Source organism: Asticcacaulis sp. SL142 (assembly GCF_026625745.1).
Classification (GTDB): Bacteria; Pseudomonadota; Alphaproteobacteria; order Caulobacterales; family Caulobacteraceae; genus Asticcacaulis.
Genome location: NZ_CP113061.1, coordinates 1,718,350 through 1,737,767 on the forward strand (window position 1 = coordinate 1,718,350; position 19,418 = coordinate 1,737,767).

The 19,418-nt window shown below is 57.2% G+C and carries 14 protein-coding genes; 11 read left to right on the top strand and 3 right to left on the bottom strand.

Translation table 11 applies throughout. From position 1 onward, the window contains the following. Positions 1-52 precede the first annotated feature (52 nt). The 6 genes from OVA03_RS07895 to OVA03_RS07920 all read left to right on the top strand — a co-directional run bounded on the left by OVA03_RS07895 (position 53) and on the right by OVA03_RS07920 (position 7,221). The gene (locus OVA03_RS07895) at positions 53-490 is read left to right on the top strand and encodes a hypothetical protein (RefSeq protein WP_267527574.1); all 438 of its coding nucleotides are present in this window, start codon (positions 53-55) and stop codon (positions 488-490) included. Positions 491-1,013: 523 nt separating this feature from the next. Then, positions 1,014-2,066, top strand: coding sequence for a hypothetical protein (locus OVA03_RS07900; protein ID WP_267527575.1), 1,053 nt, complete (start codon positions 1,014-1,016; stop codon positions 2,064-2,066). After that, positions 2,056-3,078 carry a DUF1353 domain-containing protein gene (locus OVA03_RS07905; protein ID WP_267527576.1) on the top strand — a complete coding sequence of 341 codons (1,023 nt, stop codon included), beginning with the start codon at positions 2,056-2,058 and terminating at the stop codon, positions 3,076-3,078. Before OVA03_RS07900 ends, OVA03_RS07905 begins: the two co-directional genes overlap by 11 nt. Continuing rightward, positions 3,075-4,154: a trypsin-like peptidase domain-containing protein gene (locus tag OVA03_RS07910; RefSeq protein WP_267527577.1), complete on the top strand. Its 1,080-nt coding sequence runs from the start codon at positions 3,075-3,077 to the stop codon at positions 4,152-4,154. Before OVA03_RS07905 ends, OVA03_RS07910 begins: the two co-directional genes overlap by 4 nt. Continuing rightward, positions 4,151-5,488: a hypothetical protein gene (locus OVA03_RS07915; protein ID WP_267527578.1), complete on the top strand. Its 1,338-nt coding sequence runs from the start codon at positions 4,151-4,153 to the stop codon at positions 5,486-5,488. Before OVA03_RS07910 ends, OVA03_RS07915 begins: the two co-directional genes overlap by 4 nt. Next, the gene (locus tag OVA03_RS07920; RefSeq protein ID WP_267527579.1) at positions 5,485-7,221 is read left to right on the top strand and encodes a hypothetical protein; all 1,737 of its coding nucleotides are present in this window, start codon (positions 5,485-5,487) and stop codon (positions 7,219-7,221) included. The genes OVA03_RS07915 and OVA03_RS07920 overlap by 4 nt, the downstream gene beginning before the upstream one ends. A gap of 676 nt (positions 7,222-7,897) precedes the next feature. Here the strand turns inward: OVA03_RS07920 and OVA03_RS07925 are convergent. From OVA03_RS07925 to OVA03_RS07935, 3 genes are all read right to left on the bottom strand, one after another. Then, positions 7,898-9,145 carry a hypothetical protein gene (locus tag OVA03_RS07925; RefSeq protein ID WP_267527580.1) on the bottom strand — a complete coding sequence of 416 codons (1,248 nt, stop codon included), beginning with the start codon at positions 9,143-9,145 and terminating at the stop codon, positions 7,898-7,900. A gap of 192 nt (positions 9,146-9,337) precedes the next feature. Further along, entirely contained in the window at positions 9,338-10,120 is a 783-nt protein-coding gene (phnX, locus tag OVA03_RS07930; protein ID WP_267527581.1) for a phosphonoacetaldehyde hydrolase, read from the bottom strand. Position 10,121: 1 nt separating this feature from the next. Further along, on the bottom strand, positions 10,122-11,237 hold the full coding sequence (locus tag OVA03_RS07935; protein WP_267527582.1) for a TIGR03364 family FAD-dependent oxidoreductase: 1,116 nt from the start codon (positions 11,235-11,237) through the stop codon (positions 10,122-10,124). A 144-nt stretch (positions 11,238-11,381) separates the two neighbouring features. On the opposite strand from OVA03_RS07935, the gene OVA03_RS07940 reads away from it, so the two are divergent. The 5 genes from OVA03_RS07940 (at position 11,382) to OVA03_RS07960 (ending at position 19,410) form a co-directional block, all read left to right on the top strand. After that, entirely contained in the window at positions 11,382-13,133 is a 1,752-nt protein-coding gene (locus OVA03_RS07940) for a metallophosphoesterase (RefSeq protein ID WP_267527583.1), read from the top strand. Positions 13,134-13,389: 256 nt separating this feature from the next. Continuing rightward, on the top strand, positions 13,390-16,185 hold the full coding sequence (locus OVA03_RS07945; protein WP_267527584.1) for a TonB-dependent receptor: 2,796 nt from the start codon (positions 13,390-13,392) through the stop codon (positions 16,183-16,185). A gap of 219 nt (positions 16,186-16,404) precedes the next feature. Further along, complete coding sequence (locus OVA03_RS07950) at positions 16,405-17,337, top strand: LysR family transcriptional regulator (RefSeq protein WP_267527585.1); 933 nt, start codon at positions 16,405-16,407, stop codon at positions 17,335-17,337. 52 nt (positions 17,338-17,389) lie between these two features. After that, positions 17,390-17,974: a metal-dependent phosphohydrolase gene (locus OVA03_RS07955; protein ID WP_267527586.1), complete on the top strand. Its 585-nt coding sequence runs from the start codon at positions 17,390-17,392 to the stop codon at positions 17,972-17,974. Positions 17,975-18,069: 95 nt separating this feature from the next. Further along, positions 18,070-19,410 carry a DUF5690 family protein gene (locus OVA03_RS07960; RefSeq protein WP_267527587.1) on the top strand — a complete coding sequence of 447 codons (1,341 nt, stop codon included), beginning with the start codon at positions 18,070-18,072 and terminating at the stop codon, positions 19,408-19,410. The last annotated feature ends 8 nt before the right edge of the window (positions 19,411-19,418 follow it).

A 19,418-nucleotide genomic window follows, 5' to 3' on the forward strand; every position in this document is an offset into this window, starting at 1 on the left:
ACGTTAGTGTGAATAATCCGACATCGAAATCAGCCTAGAAAGGATTGTTTCGATGTCTCAACCCACAAACGTCAAAAGCCAAGTTCTCTGGCCGATTATTGTAAATCTTGTGTCTGCCCTCATCGGGGTGCTGCTTGGCGCAACTTTCACCGCCTCAACTAATCATGTGACCGCAATGCTCGGCGGCTGTACGACTACCGTTTTTCAGGAGGTCCGCCGTGGTGAAGAGATGCTTATCTCGGCATCGGCCGACTCCGTAGCTCCACTTGTCAGCGATGCGTTGGCCGAAGCCCCTCGGTGTTCGGCCGCCAATGTGCTTGCAAGTGCGGTAAATGCTCGTGCTTTTGCTGAAGCCCGGTCACTCTCGGCGGGAGCAGATAAAGAGGAAGCGCGTAAACGCTGTTATGACTACGCCTTGAAGGCACGCCGGCTCGGAGACCAAACCCCTCGCGTCGCGGGCTTGCTGGCGGGATGCAAGGCCGTGGTATGAAGCCAACTCGAACCAAACGGTGGGGGCCGTGGCTCACCGTTTGTGTTCCGCTTCCCCAATTGCCAAAATATCGGAACCGCCTCATTCTGAAGGGCGGCCCGCTTGTAAAGCGGCGCACTCCCTCCCCAATCAGCCCAACCTCATGGGGCCGGAGCGGTAAGATGTGATAAGGCCGTTGCGCAATAACAACACTTTTCCACCTAAGAAAGATCAGGATGAAAAAGAGTGGAAATCTATCCTTGATTGTGTTGTGCCTATCCTCCTGATTGTGTTGTACCCTTGCTCTTGTGAGCCCGAAAAAGTTCGATTGTCCGGGTCGTGTCAATATCTTTGTTCCATAGTTTTTTTCGCGTAATTTTTGATCCCCTTTCATATACCGGCGACGCTGGAAGCGGCGGCTGTATAGTGAATTAGGAAATCAAAGACCCACGCTTGATGGCGTTCAAGCTACAAATCGGCGTTTTCCAATCATGTGACGTTTTCACACGCAGAACGTCCTCACATTTAGACTAGGGGAATCTGGATGGCCGTCTTTAGGATTGTTAACAACAAGATTTTCAACGACGCCAATACGGCGGGGCAATTCCGCGCACTGGAAGCACTCGATACGACGCCACTTGCCGCATTTACACAAATCGGCTTTGGGCTGCCACTGACGATTGAACTCCGCCACGTTTACACGGGTAAATATCCAAAGGCCGGCTTGTTCGACAAAGCGAAGGACGTTGCCGTCGTATCGGGGCTTAAGGATTATTCGATATTTGCAGCGACCTCACGTGCGTTGAATTTCCTCGCCCCGAACATTGCTTCCCGGTCCCACCTAAATATGCCGAGTCCGTTCAACGACGGCACACCGGTCATCGCATACTCACCGGCCGTCGTGAGCGATTCGCTGGTTCTAGGAATCGAGTTCGCGGTCGATAATTTCCCCGGCGCATTGCTGGCGCAACTGGGATCGGCGTTGCAGAAAGTCGGTGAAATTCCACTGATGCTGCCAAATGCCGGCCTGCTAATGGGCGCAGGAGAACTGATCAAGTTAACCGCCGGGCTGGGTGATGCCCTGTTCGACGGTAAGTCCGAATTCTCAATAACCGAGTCCATCAATTTCGACCGCCCTGGGACCAGTACCGCCGTCGCAGAATTCCGAATTCTGAGCCGTGATCCAAGCCTTTCTGCGGGATTCGAGTATGACGAGCGGCTCGGCATTGTGGAAAGCGGGTCGAAAAAGCCGTACAATGGCGATGAACCCTATGCCGTGATCAGCCTCGATGGCAAGCCCCGTCCGAATCTGGCCAACTTCGCCCCTACGGTGGCCAGCGCCGCGATCATAAAACGTTTTTTCAACATGCAGGAGGGCGGAACGGCAACGATAGAGGCCGTCGTCGATGGATTAAAACTGGCGTCGGAAATGGCATACCGGCAAAAGGCCGACGATGTGCAGAAGAAATTGGATGCCCTGCCGGCGACGGATACGGCCGGGCGAGCGGCGCTGACATCACAGCGCGACGCACTGATCAAGAATATCACCAACGCATTGCTGGTGCCCGCTAAGGAGGGTGCGGGCAATGGTCAGTAAATCGGTTTTTCGGGCCGCCTGCGAAGGCGAATTGGATAAGCCATATATCTGGGGCGGCAGCGGACCCGTCGGCTACGATTGCTCCGGCTTTGTGCAATGGGCGCTGTCCAAACTCAATCTCGACCCGCCCGGCGACCAGACGGCCGAAGGGCTATACCGCTACTTCGCGGCGCAGAACCGGGCTTCAGCCGTCACCCTAGCAGAGAGTACAATTGGCGACATCGTCTTTTTCGGTTCCGCTTCGGCGGTCACGCACGTTGCCTTGTGTTGGGACGATGGCAACATGCTGGAGGCTGGCGGGGGCGGACGGACGACCGTCACGCCGGAAATCGCCCGCCAGCAAGGCGCCTGCGTCCGCATCCGGCCGGTCACGCGCCGCCGGGACCGCGTTGCTATCCTGCGTCCTCAGGCCCTAGCCTGGACAGCAGGGTCGACCTTGGAGGCGTTGGAGGCGGGAGCCTTCGGCCGCTACGAGGGACAGCCGGTCACATTGTGGCTCTCGGACGGCCGTCATATGCAACTGAAAAGTCCCTATGCTTTTGTCGACGACGCCGGATTGGAATGGCCAGTGCCGGCGGAAACCATCGTCGATGGCGCCTCTATCCCGAACTTTTTGTGGTCGGTTACCGGCGGCCCTTTCGAGGGGCAGTACCGCAACGCCTCCATCATCCACGACTATTATTGCGACGAAAAAACGCGGACGTGGCAGGCGACACACGAGATGTTCTATGGGGGGATGCGGTGCAGCGGCGTCGGCATGATGCGGGCCAAGACGATGTTCTATGCCGTCTACCGCTTCGGCCCCCGCTGGACGCAGGCTCCGGTCAGGAGCGCGCTGGAAGCGATGGGACTGGAGGGAAACTTTGTGGATATCGCAACGGTCTCCCTTCCCGCCGAACCCTTCGACGCAGCCAGCTTGAAGGCCGATGCCGCTAGGATTGCGGCCGAAGACCTGGATATTGCCGCCATAAAGCAACTGGCAGAGGCGCGTCGTGCCGGGGTGACGCAATGATCGACGATCCCAACCTGAGCACCGAAGACCTCACAGATATTAAGGAAGCTATCCACCGCGCCTATAGCCGGCAAGGATCCCTCCAGGTCGCCTTGTCGCAGAACTGGGGGCTGCAACTTGGGGACGTTGTGGCCCTGCCCGCACCCTACTTGGAAATCATCGACGGTCTGGTCGAATGGGCCCACAGCAAGGGGCGCGCGCTCGACCTGCTGGCCATGCTATGGAGGGAGACCCCGGGCAATCCAAAGCTAAAGGAGGCGGCGCAACGCCTGCTGCCCAGTCCTGCCGCCGCGCTGAACCAGCCGCAGACGACACGCAACATGATCGCGTCCTCAGCCAAGGGTGTACCGGCGTCGCTAGAGGCGATGGTAAACCCGCGGTCGCAGCTGATAAATTTTGGCGCGTTTCTGGAAAAGCTCAAAGTCATCGGCTCGGCGATCTGCCGGGTCGAGACTCCCGTGTCGAAGGGAACCGGCTTTTTGATAGGCCCAAACACGGTAATGACCAATTACCACGTCGTTGAGAAGCTGCAGGCGAACCTACCGCCCGGCAACGTTGTCACCTGCCGTTTCGACTACTGGAATGCCGAGCCCGGCGCAGACCCGAAGGGAACGCCCGTCAAACTGAGGCGAGATAATTGGCTGCGTGACTGGAGCCCTTATTCCGATAGCGACCTCGGCGCAAAGGGGCAGCCGACGGACAAGGAACTCGACTACGCGCTGCTTGTGCTCGATAGTCCGATGAACGCATCGCGCATCCCACTAGCGCTCTCGACGGAACCGCCGGTCGTCATGCGCGAGGATGTCGTTACCGTCCTTCAGCACGCCAAGGGCGCGTTTCTCGGCCTAGCTTGGGGCGTCGTTACCGAATTTCCCGGAAACGGCCTGCGTTATCGTTATGACGTGACGACCGACCACGGCTCTTCGGGCGCCCCCCTGTTTGCCGCCAACCTTGACCTAATCGGACTGCATCACGCGGCCGACCCGGCGAACGATCCAATATACAACCAATCCGTTCCGTTGTGGCGCATCGCACGCGAGCTCGAGGCCAACAACATTCTCCTGACTTCACTTTGATGACACCGGAAATACTGAAGATATTCCACGCCATACTGCTGAGAGCCTTCGGCGATTGGCACGGAGGTCGGAAGCTGGATACCCTCCTGCAAAAGGAAATGGGCTTCGGCCTTCACTATTATGTCCCTGACGGGCCATTGGAAGACGAACTGGATGCGCTGATTACCAAAGTCACCAACATGGGGAAGTTCGACGCGTTCGTCGATGCCGTCTATAAGGCACTGCCCGCCAATGCTGAACTTCGCGCCTGGGTGAGCGACAACTGTCCGGATATCTATTGCCATGTTTCTGCAGCTGAACATGAAAAGGCGTTGCAGCAGGGAACTTTTCTCGAACAGGCAACGGCTGCGACCCTGGCGCTTGATCTGATCAAAAACACGCCGGCGGCAAAGGCGCTTGTCGTAGGAGCTGTGTGGATGACGGACGCGGCGCAGAAAATTGACGAACTAGAATTTCATAAAGACCTCCATAATGTCCTTCATATCGTCCAGATAACAATCTTCGGGCAACTGCGCGACGAGATACTGCTAGCGGACCAGCGTGTACTTGACATCAACAGGATCAAGGAACTGGTCGAGGGATTGAGACCCAGCCAGAAAACGCTGGACGGGATTGCGCGCAAATCTCCGCTGCGGGTTAAGGGGCACGAGACCCAGATTTCGCCAGCCTTGACGGCGCTGATCGAGCGGTTTGACAAACTTGACCAGCGCTCGGGTTCCGATTCCCTTCACGGCCAACTAATGAGCTGGCTAGGAAAAGTGGAGTCGTGGCTGCAATATTACATGGGATTGCTGGCCAACAGCCTGTGCGATAAAGCGCGCAGCCTGCCGATCCTCGAAATACGGGACCTGATGAAGCAGGTTCGGCAGGACACCAATCCGGGAGATGTACTTCACGAGCGGCTGGCCGCCGCCGAAATCGCGCTCGACGGATTGGATACGCAGTGGCGAAATCTGCTGCAAAAACATGCCGACTGGCAGGCCGTGGACAACGAATTCTGGCATATCTCGACGCAATATCTTGGACGCCAGGGCGAAACAACAGCCGGCTTCGAACATGACTGGGCCGATCTCAGCAGAAAGGTGGTCTCAGTGACTCGTGAGGACGACGATGAGCTGATGCTGAAGACGATGGGTTCGCGCAAGCAGGAGTTCGAGGCGCTCATGCCGTCGCCTCCGGCGCCGTTTACGAGGGACATGCGCTTTGCCCTCAGTTTCTACATAAATGCCTGCCGAATGAAGTTTCAGGGCATTGACGATCGCCTGTTAACCGTCTGCGGCGAGATGACCATGTGGAGCACGCCGCTTGGCACATTTTTGGAGGACCGGCAATGACGGTGGCTGAGACACGGCAGCCGGCGAAGGTCAGCGATTGGCCCGTGGCCGGCGACCTGCGCGCCGAACATTTCAAGCTGATGCGGAAATGCCAGAAGCTGGCTCCCTATCATCAGCTTGTGATCGCCGACGCTTTCCGGTTGCGGGCCGCGAAAGCTGGCGCTTGGATACGCAGTCCGGCCGAACAGAACATCGTCCAAGGCATGATCGATTATTGGACGGCGCGGATCGCAACCATACCCGACAAAAAGACCTATCCGCACCTTGTTGAGCTGACCGATTTTGACGAAAATATGGAGTCTCAAGCCGGGAATGTCTGGGCCTCCCATGCCCAGGCGGCCTTCGATAGCTTGCCCGCGAGTAAACAGGAGGATGCTTGGGCGATCGTCTGCGTCGTAGCGGCGGCAGAAGACCGGAACGGCACCGTATCGCTGACCTTGAAGCAGATCAACGACAGGCTGGGCAAAAACGCCCACGTCGGCCTCATGAAGGCGCTGGTTGGCGCCGACATCCTGCGCCGTACGGTAGCGGGAAAAGGTGGTGAAGACCGGTTCGAACTGGCCTCCGGCTTGCTGGCGCGGTATTGGCCGTTATTGAAGACGTGGCTTGAGCGGCCACCTTCGGAAACCGATATTCTGGGGCAGCAGGAGGGCCTCGCGAAGCGGTGGCTGGAGTCGGATCGCGACAAAGGCTACTTGCTGAGCGGCAAGGCGCTGGAGACGGCCAGGGAGGTTCTGGCGCGGCATTCTCAAAACGCTCACCTTGAGGAATTCGTCAAGGCCAGCAATGCCGCAGAGACTGCACATCAGCGCTCGAAGAGTCAGACCCGCAACATAGCCGCCGTCTCGATTTTCGCTACACTCACCGTACTGATAGCGGGTGGCCGCTGGTACATCGACAACAGCGCTTCGGACGCGGTGACGCAAACGAATAACGAAGTCGCATCGTCTGCGGCTGTGGACGGCGATATCCCGGTTGTCGGTGCGCCAGTCACATTACAACAGGGAAAGCTGTCGCAGCGCGACGCACAGAAGATCGTCGCCGAAATCGAAAGCGCGCAAACCTCCGAAAATGCCACGGCGGCAGATGCCGACTCTATCAGTGGGAGCATGTGGATCGGGGCGACGGGCAATTCGGTACTGGTTGATGTGACAACCGGACGCTTCGTCGATCCCGCCACGGTAAAGCCGAACCAGATCTACAAACTGTATTACAATGTGTGGCTTCGCACGGCGTCGCCGGCGTCGGCTACCAACTATGCGTCGGCGACGCCGATTGCTCTTATAAACCAGGGCTCCCTCGTTTACGCCAAGGACGGGCCAGTACCCTATGACCGACCGTCAGGCCGACAATACTGGCTGAAGGTTTCAGTCGTGCCTATGGCGATCGAAGATCACCTGCCGCCGGTAAAGACCCCGGGCGTTTACGTCCAATATCCGCCTGGTGACAGCCGCGAGATCAGTGCACTTGTCGCGGAGCTGCGTAAAGCATTTCCAAAGACGAAGGGGCAACAGTTGCTTCAGGCCCGCGGCCTGCGTGAAGTCCGCTATTTCAACAAGGGTCAAAGGGCTGCAGCGCAAGATTTGGCTAAGAAGGCGACCGCCATCTTGCGACAAAGCGATCCGAACGCTCCGGAACTTCTGGTAAAGGATTTCAGCCCGATCTACAAAAGCGGTGAAAATGCCTTTCTCGAAATATGGATAGATCCGGTTTCCGTAGATAAAACCGAATAAGGTCGATTGGAAACCCGATGATTGAGGCTGGTCTTCAGCAATTGTAGACGTCGTAGAACAGGATGGCTTGCCACCGACTTTTCTTGAGATTGGGCTAGTGCAAAATGACACGCCAGTAGCACGCAGCATAAGCGGAATGCTTTATTTTGCTTGCGTACCATTGCTGTGCTTTGCTAAGATTTGCCTTTGATTTTGTTAAGTTTCTTCTTCGTTGACATCGTAGGGGTCACAGGTTCAATCCCTGTCGGGTCCACCATTTTACTTCCGAAGACTAAAAACTCCTGACTAATGCTTATTAGGATTGAGTTTCAAGCGGTTCTACAACCCAGATTCTGAGTTTAAATCAGCCTTCCATCTAACAGTCGTTTGAGCACACTGCGCTTGTCATCTATCCGCCGTCAAAGATGATGGGACGATTGGGTTTCTCAAAACAGTGTCATAAAATCGAGAGCATTTTCGGAAAGTTTAAGGACTAGCGAAGCGTCACGACCCATTACGACCGATGCGCTCAGACATTCTTTATGCCATCTGCATCGCTATAAACTTCGCCTTCTGGATCAATCGATAAGTCCTGAGCCTAGACTGGAACGACGTCTCCAAGACATCAGCTGTCAGTGCCCGCAAGGTACATGTGTGGGGCCGACGCTATACCTGTGCGTAGGTGCATCACCTGACATCAGGTTTGTCGTTTCGTCAGCCGATTAAGAATGTCCGGAACAAATTGCTCAGCGAAGCCGGCCAGGAAGGCAAGAAGCAACATTTTGTAAAAGTCAGTCATGCTCCTAAGCCGCATAGCCTGCAAAAGCTGCGCTTCCTTCTGGGTCAGCGGAATCTTGCAGGCGTGCCCACCGGTGTCGAGAGGGACACCAGAAGATGCACTGGCAAAATTACTTTGTACGTCAGGCGCCAGGCCAGCGATCAACCCGGTGTCGGCATCGCAGGGACAGGGTTCGATGACGCAAGCGGGTGTTTTAACCGCAGCAGGCATCGCGTTGGGTGGTTCCCGCTGAGATGAATTCTCAGGAGACGTAGCACTGGCAGCTTCGGAGGACGTCGATGCCGACGTGTCCCCCTCCGCAACCGCGCCAACCGGTCGGTCTAGCGTAGAAGGGTAACCGACCGACAGAACACCGGACTGCGCAATAAAATAGACGACCAGTGCAAACGCACCGCCCATGACGAGCGACAAAACCATTCCCACCCAGCCCAACCGTAGGCCGATAAGTTCGAAAATTCCGTCCGAGGCCATCGCGTCATGCGAGACGGCCACCTGCAACCGTCGCGACATGCTCAGCGCTGCGCCGAGAATACCAACGACCACTAAGGTGTAAAGGCCGAAGGTAAGCGGGGCGATACCCCAACCGTTGGCGTAAAGTATACCCAGTATGCTCTCAATGATCGCGGCCACAGAGATAACGCCTAACATACCGACCTTCAGGCCCTGGACAATGCGCTCCCGCGCAAGGTTAACGGTATAGTTGGCATGAATGGAGTCGAGCAGCGAGCGTATCTGGCGTCGGACATATGCGGCATCAGTCCATTGCTTATCACCGCGCTGGGGCAGACTGGCCTTAAATGTTGCTCGCGTACCGGCCGGCAATATGCGTTCAAAACGATCTTCAACCGCCCAGTAACGTTGCAGGATATATGCATCCGATGCAAAATCGACCAACGCGGCCTCTATGCGCAGCATGGTTGGAAAATCCGGCAAGGGCTTTAGCATCTCCGCCTCATAATCGGCCTTAATCTGCTTGAATATCGCCGCCTGCACAGCGTCCAAACCATCGCGCACTTCAAGATGGTCGAAATTGTCACGTAAAGAGTCGCCATAGGTCCTGGCGACAAAAGCGCCGGCTCTTCTGGCCCACCGACTGCTGATCGAAGTGTCGCCAACACCTTCTATATTCGGAGCATCTTGCGTCATCCTAGCCATTCCAACTGTGTCAAGGACTGAAAATGGCAAAACCCGCACTTACCATTTTAATCCCGACCCCAAACAATCCCGGTCGAACGATGACTCAATTTTTGAGTGTTGCATATATCTTTACAATCAAATGTTGGTTACGTGCCGTATTTCCTTTCGTCTGCCAGGTATTTTGACCTTTGGTCACCGTGTTTAATTTAACAGACGCCCCGGCAGGTCAGCAACGCTGTCAATGACCAGGTCCGCGCCCGCAGATTGCAATTCCGCATAGGCCGCCCTCAGACGATGATCGCGATCCGACGGGGGCAGTTTCTGGTAATCCTCAAAACTTAGCCCCAGGCTGTTACCGCTGGCGGCGACGCCAACCGTGAAACATCCCGCCGCCTTACCGGCCAAAATACCTGCGGGCGCGTCATCGACGACCACGACATCGGAAGCCGGATAAACACCCAGTTCGACTAAGTTTTTCCAGATCATCAGCGGTGCCGGTCGCCCCGCCACGGTTTCTCCGGCGCAGACCACCAGTTCAGGCTCATAGCCCTGCACTGCCGCGGCCTTAAGGATCGGGGCCATCATGGCGCGCGTGTAGCCGGTCGATGACCCAACACGCACACCCTGCGCGCGCAGACTGTCGAACGTGGCGCGTGCCCCGGGAATGAGCATCGCCCGTTCTGTGCCGGCCCGGCGCATCAGGTCATCCAGACTTGAATAGATGCGCTCAACATCAGCCTCCTGCGGCCTGTGTCCGGTCTTGGCCTGCCACAGGGTAGCGATCCTCGGCAAGGCCATAAGGGCGGCCACATGATCGCGCTTTGCCTGCCCCATCGGGCCACGGATCTCGGCATCGGCAAGGTCGAGCCCTACGGCCTCGAAGGCCTGACGCATGGCGATGACAGGGGCCAGAGACCCGAAGTCGACCATGGTGCCGGCCCAGTCAAAAATCACGGCCTTGAGCTTTACAGGGGGTCTCGTCATATCAGTCATCCGTTCCCAGCACGTCATTGAAAGTTTCTTCGGCAATGCCAAAGGCGGTAGAGGCGCCCGTGCCGCTGGTGACCACCACCAAACGCACATTGGGCTCAGGCGAGGCCATGAACATGTCGTTTGGCGCACTGGCATAGGTGCCAAGCCAGCGTTCAATTACCGGCGGCGGCTGGATATTTAGCGCCTCACAAAATGCATCAAGGATCAGCGCCTCAACCTGGGTGTCGTAAAACGGCTCCGGCGCGCGCCCGTAGTGATGACTGTCGCCCACAATCAGCGATCCGTCGGCGTCCTGAGTGACAATCAGATGCACCCCTGCCGCCAGATGATCCGGCTGTTCCTGCATAAGCCTTTGTTTCAGGGCGGCACTTTCCGGCAATTCGGCATAGCCTTTGTAGCGCACCATCGACAGGTCCGACATCACCGGCACCGGCAGGCGGCGTCCTGGTGAGGCCAGCCGCAGCATATGGAGCTGGCAACGGGTTACGCTGTGCGCATCGAAAACGTGGGGATAGAGGCTGTTCAGGTCATCGCCGGGGCACACAATGATCACCGCCGCCTTCACCTTAGCGCGCGGGGTGCAAATGTCAGGGGCCGCAATCTCAGTCACGGGCGTCTCAAAGTGAAACTCAACGCCCTGCGCGAGGAGCCATGAGACCAGCGCCGGGATGGCATGGCGGGACTGAACCCTGAGTTCGTGAGGACTAAACAGGCCACCGCACAGGTCACGACCGATAAAATCAAACGTCGAGCGAACCTGGGCGGCGCTTAGCACCTGACACTCAAGCCCCATATCCTGAGCGGCAAAGGCTTCGAGCACGGACAGGGCCTCCGGGCGTTGCGCGGTGACCAAAAGCCCGTTTTGCAGAACCTCAATGCCAGACTTTGGGGCAATTTCCGCCCAGATATCGCGGCTGCGCCGCGCCCGCCGCCAGGTATCGCCAGCCCCCTGCCCGGTCACCGTGATAAAGCCGAAATTGCGGATCGACGCCCCTGTGGGGGCAGCCCCGCGTTCCAGAACAACCACTTTCAGCCCACGCCGGACGGCGATCAGCGCATGAGCCAACCCGACAATACCTGCGCCCACAATGGCGACATCATAACTCATGTAAGCACCTCAAGATCCACAGATCATTCATAACAATGTCGCATAACAAATATATTATCATAATTAAAATTGATTTTGATTTAACTCTGGATTCATCCCATGCGCCCCACCACACTTCGGTCCCTCGCCCTTTGGACAAGCTTTATGACCTTTGCTTCCACGCCCGCGCTTGCGGAAACCTGGCGCCTGGAGACCGGCTACGACCTGCCGCGTCGCGCCGCTGTGAAAGCGCCCAACGCCTATGAGGGTCAGATCCTGCAGGCCGCCCTGCCAATTGGCCCCCGGCTGTTCGGCACCGCCGCCAGTCATTCGCAGATCCTGTCCGCCGACGCCGTGACGGGTGATTACACCGCTGAGCTTTGGCTGGTGGATCACGTTAATCAGCCAATCGGGGCGGTGATGAGCGTCGGCAATAGCCGACTGGGCTATTATAACGGTACGGCGGTGTTCGGGCCGGAAGAGGCTATGCGGAGCGCCAGCCTCGACGATAAAGCCTTTAAAGAGCGCTGGCATCATCTGGTACTGGTGCGCGAAGGTCAGCGCCTCAGCCTCTATCATAACGGCGTCAAGCTCTCTGAAACCACAGGAACGACTGTGGCCGGTCCGGTGCGTCTCGACAGCTATCTGGGGCATGAGCCTTATATGATCCCGGCCAATCTGGTGCATACTGCGGCCCTTGAACGGCGCGCCTTGAGCGCCTCAGAGATTGCCGCGCGCTTTAACGCCCAATCGCAACTGGTCGAAGAGGGCCGACTTTATGCCGACCGCTTTCACTTCACCCAACCGCCCTACCTCAACACACCGCAAACCGATTCGATCGAACTGTCGTTTGAGTTTGATCATGATGCCACTGCGCAGGTCGCTTACGGCGAAACCGAAGACACGCTTAAAACCGTTGCCCTGCCCGGTTCTAGCCGCCTGCATGGCCTGAAACTAGGCGGCCTGAAGCCCGATACCCCCTATTTTTACCGGGTTACCGGCACGGACGCCAAAGGCCAGAAACTGGATTCAGGCCTGTTGTCGTTCCGCAGCGCGCCCCTGCCCGGCCGCCCCTTCGTTATGGTCATCTCCGGCGATACCGAAGCCCGCCCGCACATCAATAACCGCATGTCCGAGCTGATGTGGGAAGAACGTCCGGCCCTGCTGGCGATCATGGGCGATCTGACCGATGGCGGCTCAAAAGAGAAGCGCTTTGAATGGACCCATGAATATTTCACCGGCATGGGACCGTTCTTCGGCCGCGTACCGACGCTGGGCGTGGTCGGTAATGGTGAAGAGGAACTGCACTGGTATCGCCACTATCACCGGCAGAACATGGCCTCGCCTGGGCGCGAAAGCTATTTTTCGATGGTTTATGGCGATGTCGAATTCTTTGTGCTGGATGCCAATCTTGAGCAGCGCGAACGCGAGGCCCCGGGCTTTCGCGCGCGTCAAAAAGCTTGGCTTGATCAGGCGCTCAAGAGCTCAAAATCGCGCTGGAAAATCGCCATGCACCATCAGGATGTGCGCACTTCCGACAATGATGATTACGGCGACAGCTTCCGCGAAACCTCGACCCACGGCGACCGGGATGTTCAGGCCGATTTCCTGCCGCTTTATGAAAAGCACAATGTAGATCTGGTCTTTTTCGGCCACCTGCATGCCTATGAGCGGAGCTGGCCCCTGCGCGGCAATAAGGTCGATACAGTCAACGGCATCACCTATGTTCAGGTCGGGGGCTTAGGCGGAAACCTGGAAGACTTCGCCCCCAACAAGCCATGGTTTTCCGTGAAAACCGTGCGCGCCCACCACTATGTTGCCCTGAGCATCACGCCCGATACCATCGAGGCGCGCATGGTCGATTCTGAGGGTCGTCTGCGCGATGTGTTCAGCGTGCATCACCGGGGCAACAAGTGACACTTCGTCGCAGATCGTCAACAAACCGTCATATCTAAATTATATAGATAACGACATATCATTTGCATTTATTATATTGGTTGACCCGCCGGGGGGCATAGGTCAGCCGTTTCGCAAAAGATACAGCCTCCCAATTTGTCCCGCGGCCCGGCATATCCGGGTCCGCGGGTCTGCTTTGTTAAAAGCTGCGGGCGTCCGTCCGCGGCAGGGGATAGACGCGCGCCGTATTGCGGCCGCGCACAGCATGGAGATACCGATGCACACGCTTAAATCTATACGGCTTACCGGGGTCAGCCTGCTGGCTATGACTTTGGGCCTGCCGGTCGCCGCTCAAACCGTGACCGAGGACACGGTCACCGAAGTGGTCGTTACGGGTCAGCGCTTGTCGAACGCCAACTCGATCGAGCAGCAGAAAAAAGCCACCGGCGTTATGAACGTCATTTCGGCGGATGATTTGGGCAAATTGCCCGATGCCAACGTCGCGGACGCTCTGGCGCGCATTCCGGGCGTCAATGTGGTCGTCAATCAGGAAACCGGCGAAGGCGAATATGTCTCGGTACGCGGTCTGGCCAGCACCTATAACGCCTATGCCATCAACGGCGTGCGCGTGGCCCTGACCGATAATGACTCGCGCAAGATGTCGATGACCGTGCTGCCACCTAACGGTTTGAAAGCGATCCAGGTCTATAAGACTCTGACGCCGGATCTGGACGGCGACGCCATCGGCGGCTCGGTTAACTTCGTAACCCCAACCGCATTTGATTTCAAAAAACCGACCATCCGTGTCTTTGGCACCTACGGCCTTAACGACCGCGCCCAAAAACAGGACGAAGACGCCTCCAACGGCCAGCTTCAGGTCGATTTTGCCCGTAAACTGGGCGAAGGCAATTTCGGCATTTTCGGGTCGCTCTATTACGGCAAGAGCCACTATACCAACGAAGAAACCGAAAACGATGGTGAGTGGGAACCCTACCGCTGGCGCAAGGACTCTGAGGAGGATATCGACGCCCGCTCCATGTACCTGCCGGGTATCGACCTCGACTATCGGCGCGGCGAGCAGGAACGCTTCGGCGGCAATTTCTCGGCCGATTACCGCACCGATCAGCATGACCTCTATGTCCGCGGCCAGTATGCCAAGCTGAACCGTACCGGCACCAATGACTGGACGGATTTCCGCAGCCGCCCGACCGCGCGTCTTAATCAGGTCAATATCGACGATACGTCCCTGTTAAGCCCGGATCAAATGATTACCGGCAGTGACTCGCGCGGCAATATCTATGGTTATACCACCAGCCAGATCGTCGATACCGATAACGACGGCGTCATCACCGATGCCGATCGCGCCGGGAATGGCTATTGGTCGCTGAACGGCCGCTCCGGTGTCTGGGACCCAAAAGCCTTCCAGTTTGCCCGCACCCATGAATCTCAGGATCAGGAATCGTCACTCTACACCCTCAATGTCGGCGGCCAGAGCCGGTATGAGCGCCTGACCCTGGATTATGACCTGAGCTATTCCTACGGCGAAAAGGGCACGCCACTCTCCTATGGCATAACCTATAACTGCGACAAATGCTCAACCGATCCGATGTTTACCTCAACCGGTATCCTTTGGTCATCGTCCGATCCACGCTTCCCGCTGCCGCAATTGCCCGCCTATGCCGCCGATGTCGACAAACGCGACGACCTGTTGCCGTTCGATGGCGCCTATATGAACCGTAGCCAGCAATCCGATGCCCGCACGGCGCTTAAGCTTGACGCCAAATACGAAATGGACGGCCTGATCGACTATGTGAAGGGCGGTTTCAAATATCTGAAGTCCGAGCGCGAATATGACGCCACCCCGATCTGGGAAGGCGATATGTCCGGTACGGCTCTGGACGGCAAGACCCTGGCCCAATCCGGTCTGGTTGAGCGTCAGGTAGATGGTTTCTTTAAGGATCGCTATTACTACGGCTCGATCATGAACCGCGCCAAAGTCATTGCCGCCATTGATGCCGCCCGCGCTGCCAATCCGGTCACTCAATCCTATGAAGACCTCAATGAGGATGACAAAAAGGGTAACGAGACCATCTATGCCGGTTACGGTCTGGCCCATATGATGACGGGTAACTGGGAAATCATTGCTGGTGCCCGTGTCGAACACACCAAGGTCGAGAACATAAGCTGGATCGACGATGACAACGGCTCGGGCTTTGGTAAGACCGAAGCCGACTACACCAACGTCCTGCCGAGTGTCACCGCCGTTTACCGCCAGGGCAGTAATCTGGTGTACCGGGGTGCGGTCTGGACCAGCTTCTCGCGTCCGGAATATGCCAATATTTCGCGCGGCGAAAGCATCACCCGCGACCCGATCACCGATGAGATCGTTGCCATTGAACGCGGCAATCCAGATCTGAAACCGGCGGAAGCTGTCAATTTCGACCTGTCGGCTGAATACTACCCTGACCGTTCCAGTATGGTGTCGATTGGTTTCTTCCATAAGGGAATCAAAAACTTCATTTTCACCAATGGTCGCTCGGTCGATGCCGACACCAAGGAAGGCACGATCACCATCACCCAGCCACAAAACGGTGAGGATGCCACCATCACTGGTGTTGAACTGAACCTGATCAAATCGTTCGAAGGTCTTCAGGCCCCGTTCGATGGCTTCGGCGTTGAAGCCAATGTCACCTCGCAGAACTCACTGGCGGAAACCGGTCTGGACTACCGTCGCGGGCGTCCGATCTCGTTCATTCAGGCACCGGATCTGATCTATAACGCCTCGCTGACCTACCAGAAATACGGTATCGAAGCCAAGCTGTCCTATCAGTATCAGGGGGCCTATATCGAAGATACGCGCGACAACGCCGTCGATAAGTGGGTGCAGCCGAACAAGTCGCTCGATCTGCACACGCGCTACAATATTCGCCCGAACCTGTCGGTCGATTTCGATATACAGAACATTCTGGATGGTCACCGCTATTACACCACCAAGGGTAAGAACCCGACCTATCAGAAAGACTACATGGAGCCGGGCCGTAACTTCATCCTGCGCTTTGCCTATACCTACTAGGAGCCATGGCCAAAAAGTGTAAGCGGTTTTTGGCTTTACATTGTGACAACATAAAAACTTTGAGCCAGATCACCTTTCGACCTCATCTGGCTCCAAAACCTGACGGTTTAATCCCGCCCTCTTCCGGTTTCGGCCGGAAGAGGGTTTTTTCGTTTTAGGCTTACACTTTTAAACACCATGTTTTAGGGTTGGCAGTGCGAATAGTTTGAGAGACTCATCATGCCTGCCCCCCTGACCGCCGCAGCAGACGACACCCCGGAGCGCATCCACCGTCGTCGCGATACCACCGGCCTGTCGATTGGGGCTTTGCGGGCCTTTGTGGCCGTCGTTGATCTCGGGTCATTTTCGCGCGCCGCGGCTGAGATCGGTGTATCCCAACCCAATATTTCCAATCAGATCAATGCGCTTGAGCAGGCCTGCGGCGTGCGTTTGCTGCACAGGCGCTCCCAAAACCAGAGTCTAACCGATGCCGGGCGAGAGCTTTATACCCGGGCGCGCCTGGTCATCAGCCGGATGCGGGACTTTGAGACCGCGGCTAATCTGTTCGGCAGCCTTAAGCGCGGCCGGATCGTGGTCGGCTATTCGACTCCACCGGTCGCCATGACGCTTATCGGCCATTTCATGCGCACCTATCCGGAGATTGAGATGGTGGCGCGTCATGGCAATACCGAATCCCTGCGCGCGGACCTTATGGAATGCCGGATCGACACCGCCATCATGTCGCTGATGGACCCTGACCCCTCCCTGACCTGTCACCTGATTGCGCCGCAGGGCCTTAATCTGCTGGTTCCGTCATCGCACCCGTTTGCCGGCCGCAGCGATATCGCCGTCAGCGATCTGTCCGGCCTTGGTATCGTGGCGCGTGAAGAAGGCTCAGTCACCCGTACCTTAAGTGAAATGGCGTTTGAGAGCATCGGGGCGCCTTTTCAGCCGGTGCTGACCGTCGAGAGCCGTGAAGCCGTCAAGGAAGCCGCGGCCAATGGCGTGGGCTTAGGCTTCGTGCTGGATGGTGAGATCGGCGAGGACGTGCGGCTCAAGGCCTTACCGATCCGCGGCCTGACGCGCAAGGTTGGGGTCTATGTTGTGGCCCTGCGCGAAAGTCTCGAAATTCCGGCCGTTTCTGCCTTTGCACGTCTTGCCGAAGTCGGCTAAGACCTGTATATAATAATTTCAAATATAAATCGAAATTAAATACGAAATTATTATGACAAACCTGACTGACCTGTCCCAGGAGATTTGCCGTCTTTATCTGCGTAACGGGACCAAGGCCTACGGCCTGTATCACCTAAACCAACTCCAGCACGCGCTGCAATCGGCCCGTCACGCCGAATTACAAGGCCTGACGCCCGCGATGATCATGGCCAGCCTGCTGCACGATGTCGGTCACATGGTGCACGATCTGGGCGAGGCACCGGCCGAAGACGGCGTTGATGACAAGCACGAGGACTTGGGGGCTGTATGGGCGGCCACGCATTTTCCCGAAGCCGTGAGTGAACCCATTCGTTTGCATGTGGCCGCCAAGCGTTATCTATGTTCGGTAGAGGACGGCTACGAAGCCTCGCTTTCCAAAGACTCGCGTATATCTTTTGCCCTCCAGGGCGGACACATGACCGAGGCAGAGCAACAGGTGTTCCTGCGCACCCCCTACGCCGATGACGCGATCACCCTGCGGCGTATCGATGATCTGGCCAAAGACCCCAAGGCGGTAACCCCGGATCTGGACGCCTATCTGGCGCTATATCTTCGTGACGCCGTCAATGGCACCCGCTCTCAGGCCGTTATGAGTTAAGCGTCACAGATCGGTTATAAAACTACATTATGTAAAGACCTTCGTCATTTGACCGGGCTATGCGGAAATCATCCTGCGGCCATAGGAGCGAAGATATGGCCTCTGCGTCTTCCCGCACCCTGCCGCGCGCCAGCCATGTCTGGGTGGGCCTTTACGCCCTGAGCGCGGCCTTTATAACCTATTTCTGCATGTATGCTTTCCGCAAGCCGTTCTCGGCGGCGACCTATGAGAACGTGGCCGGGTGGCCCGGCTTTTTCGATGCCGGCATAGATTTCAAAATTGCCGCCGTCATCGCCCAGGTTCTGGGCTATGCGACCTCAAAACTGATCGGCATCAAAATCGTCAGCGAAGCCGGGGCCAAGAACCGCGCCGCCATGATCCTTGGGTTTATCGCCGTTTCGTGGGTCGGGCTGATCCTGTTTGCCGTCGTGCCGGGGCCGTGGAAACTGGCGGCCATTTTCCTCAATGGCCTGCCGCTGGGTATGATCTGGGGCCTGGTGTTTGCCTACCTCGAAGGCCGCCGGATGAGCGAAATCTTAGGCGCGGGACTGTGCGTCAGCTTTATTGTTTCCTCCGGGGCCGTTAAGGCTGTGGGCCGGGCCATGATTGTCGATTACGGCGTGCCGGAGCTATGGATGCCGGCCCTGACCGGCGCTTTGTTCATGCCCATCATGGCCTTATCGGTCTGGGCCTTGTCACGGACGCCACCACCGGATGCCCGCGACATCGCCGAGCGGGTCGAGCGCCGCCCGATGTTCAAGGCTGAACGCAAAGCCTTTATTGCCGCCACCGGATTTGGCCTGCTGATGCTGGTGGTCGCCTATGTCGTGCTGACCGCACTCAGGGATTTTCGTGACAATTTTGCGGTCGAACTGTGGGGGGCTCTGGGCTACGGCGATGTACCGTCGGTGTTCGCCTTATCCGAGCTACCGGTAGCAGGCCTCGTACTTATCCTGTTTGCCCTGACCGCGCTTATCCGTGACAATCGTCAGGCGGTGCTGGTGTATCACGTCATGATCATTGCCGGTGCCGTGGCCATAGCTGGCGCCACCTTCGCCTTTCAGGCCGGATGGCTGGGCCCGGTCGGGTGGATGATTGCGGTCGGGGCAGGGGTTTATATGGGCTACGTACCCTACAATGCCGTACTGGCGGACCGGCTGACCGCCGCGATCGGCGTGCCCGGCAATGCCGCCTTTTTCATGTATGTGGCCGATGCCTCCGGCTATGGCGGCAGCGTGGCCTTGATGCTGATTAAGAACTTCACCCAGTTGAACCTGAGTTGGCAGGCGTTTTTCAGTCTGCTGTGCTACGGCTCGGCCGCCGTGGTCGCCTTAGCCACCGCCGCCTCCCTCGCCTATTTCAGCCTGATCCGCTTTGGCCAGAAAAAGGCCAAGCGCCCTGACGCCATCATAGCCTCTCAAGCCGCAGACAACTGACAGCGAGC

Bases quoted from the DNA above. Each gene is read 5' to 3' on its own strand.
- OVA03_RS07950 (WP_267527585.1), top strand. From the start codon at position 16,405: ATGCCTGCCCCCCTGACCGCCGCAGCAGACGACACCCCGGAGCGCATC.
- OVA03_RS07960 (WP_267527587.1), top strand. From the start codon at position 18,070: ATGGCCTCTGCGTCTTCCCGCACCCTGCCGCGCGCCAGCCATGTCTGG.
- OVA03_RS07945 (WP_267527584.1), top strand. From the start codon at position 13,390: ATGCACACGCTTAAATCTATACGGCTTACCGGGGTCAGCCTGCTGGCT.
- OVA03_RS07955 (WP_267527586.1), top strand. From the start codon at position 17,390: ATGACAAACCTGACTGACCTGTCCCAGGAGATTTGCCGTCTTTATCTG.
- OVA03_RS07895 (WP_267527574.1), top strand. From the start codon at position 53: ATGTCTCAACCCACAAACGTCAAAAGCCAAGTTCTCTGGCCGATTATT.
- OVA03_RS07910 (WP_267527577.1), top strand. From the start codon at position 3,075: ATGATCGACGATCCCAACCTGAGCACCGAAGACCTCACAGATATTAAG.
- OVA03_RS07935 (WP_267527582.1), bottom strand. From the start codon at position 11,237: ATGAGTTATGATGTCGCCATTGTGGGCGCAGGTATTGTCGGGTTGGCT.
- OVA03_RS07905 (WP_267527576.1), top strand. From the start codon at position 2,056: ATGGTCAGTAAATCGGTTTTTCGGGCCGCCTGCGAAGGCGAATTGGAT.
- OVA03_RS07900 (WP_267527575.1), top strand. From the start codon at position 1,014: ATGGCCGTCTTTAGGATTGTTAACAACAAGATTTTCAACGACGCCAAT.
- OVA03_RS07925 (WP_267527580.1), bottom strand. From the start codon at position 9,145: ATGACGCAAGATGCTCCGAATATAGAAGGTGTTGGCGACACTTCGATC.
- OVA03_RS07940 (WP_267527583.1), top strand. From the start codon at position 11,382: ATGACCTTTGCTTCCACGCCCGCGCTTGCGGAAACCTGGCGCCTGGAG.
- OVA03_RS07920 (WP_267527579.1), top strand. From the start codon at position 5,485: ATGACGGTGGCTGAGACACGGCAGCCGGCGAAGGTCAGCGATTGGCCC.
- phnX (WP_267527581.1), bottom strand. From the start codon at position 10,120: ATGACGAGACCCCCTGTAAAGCTCAAGGCCGTGATTTTTGACTGGGCC.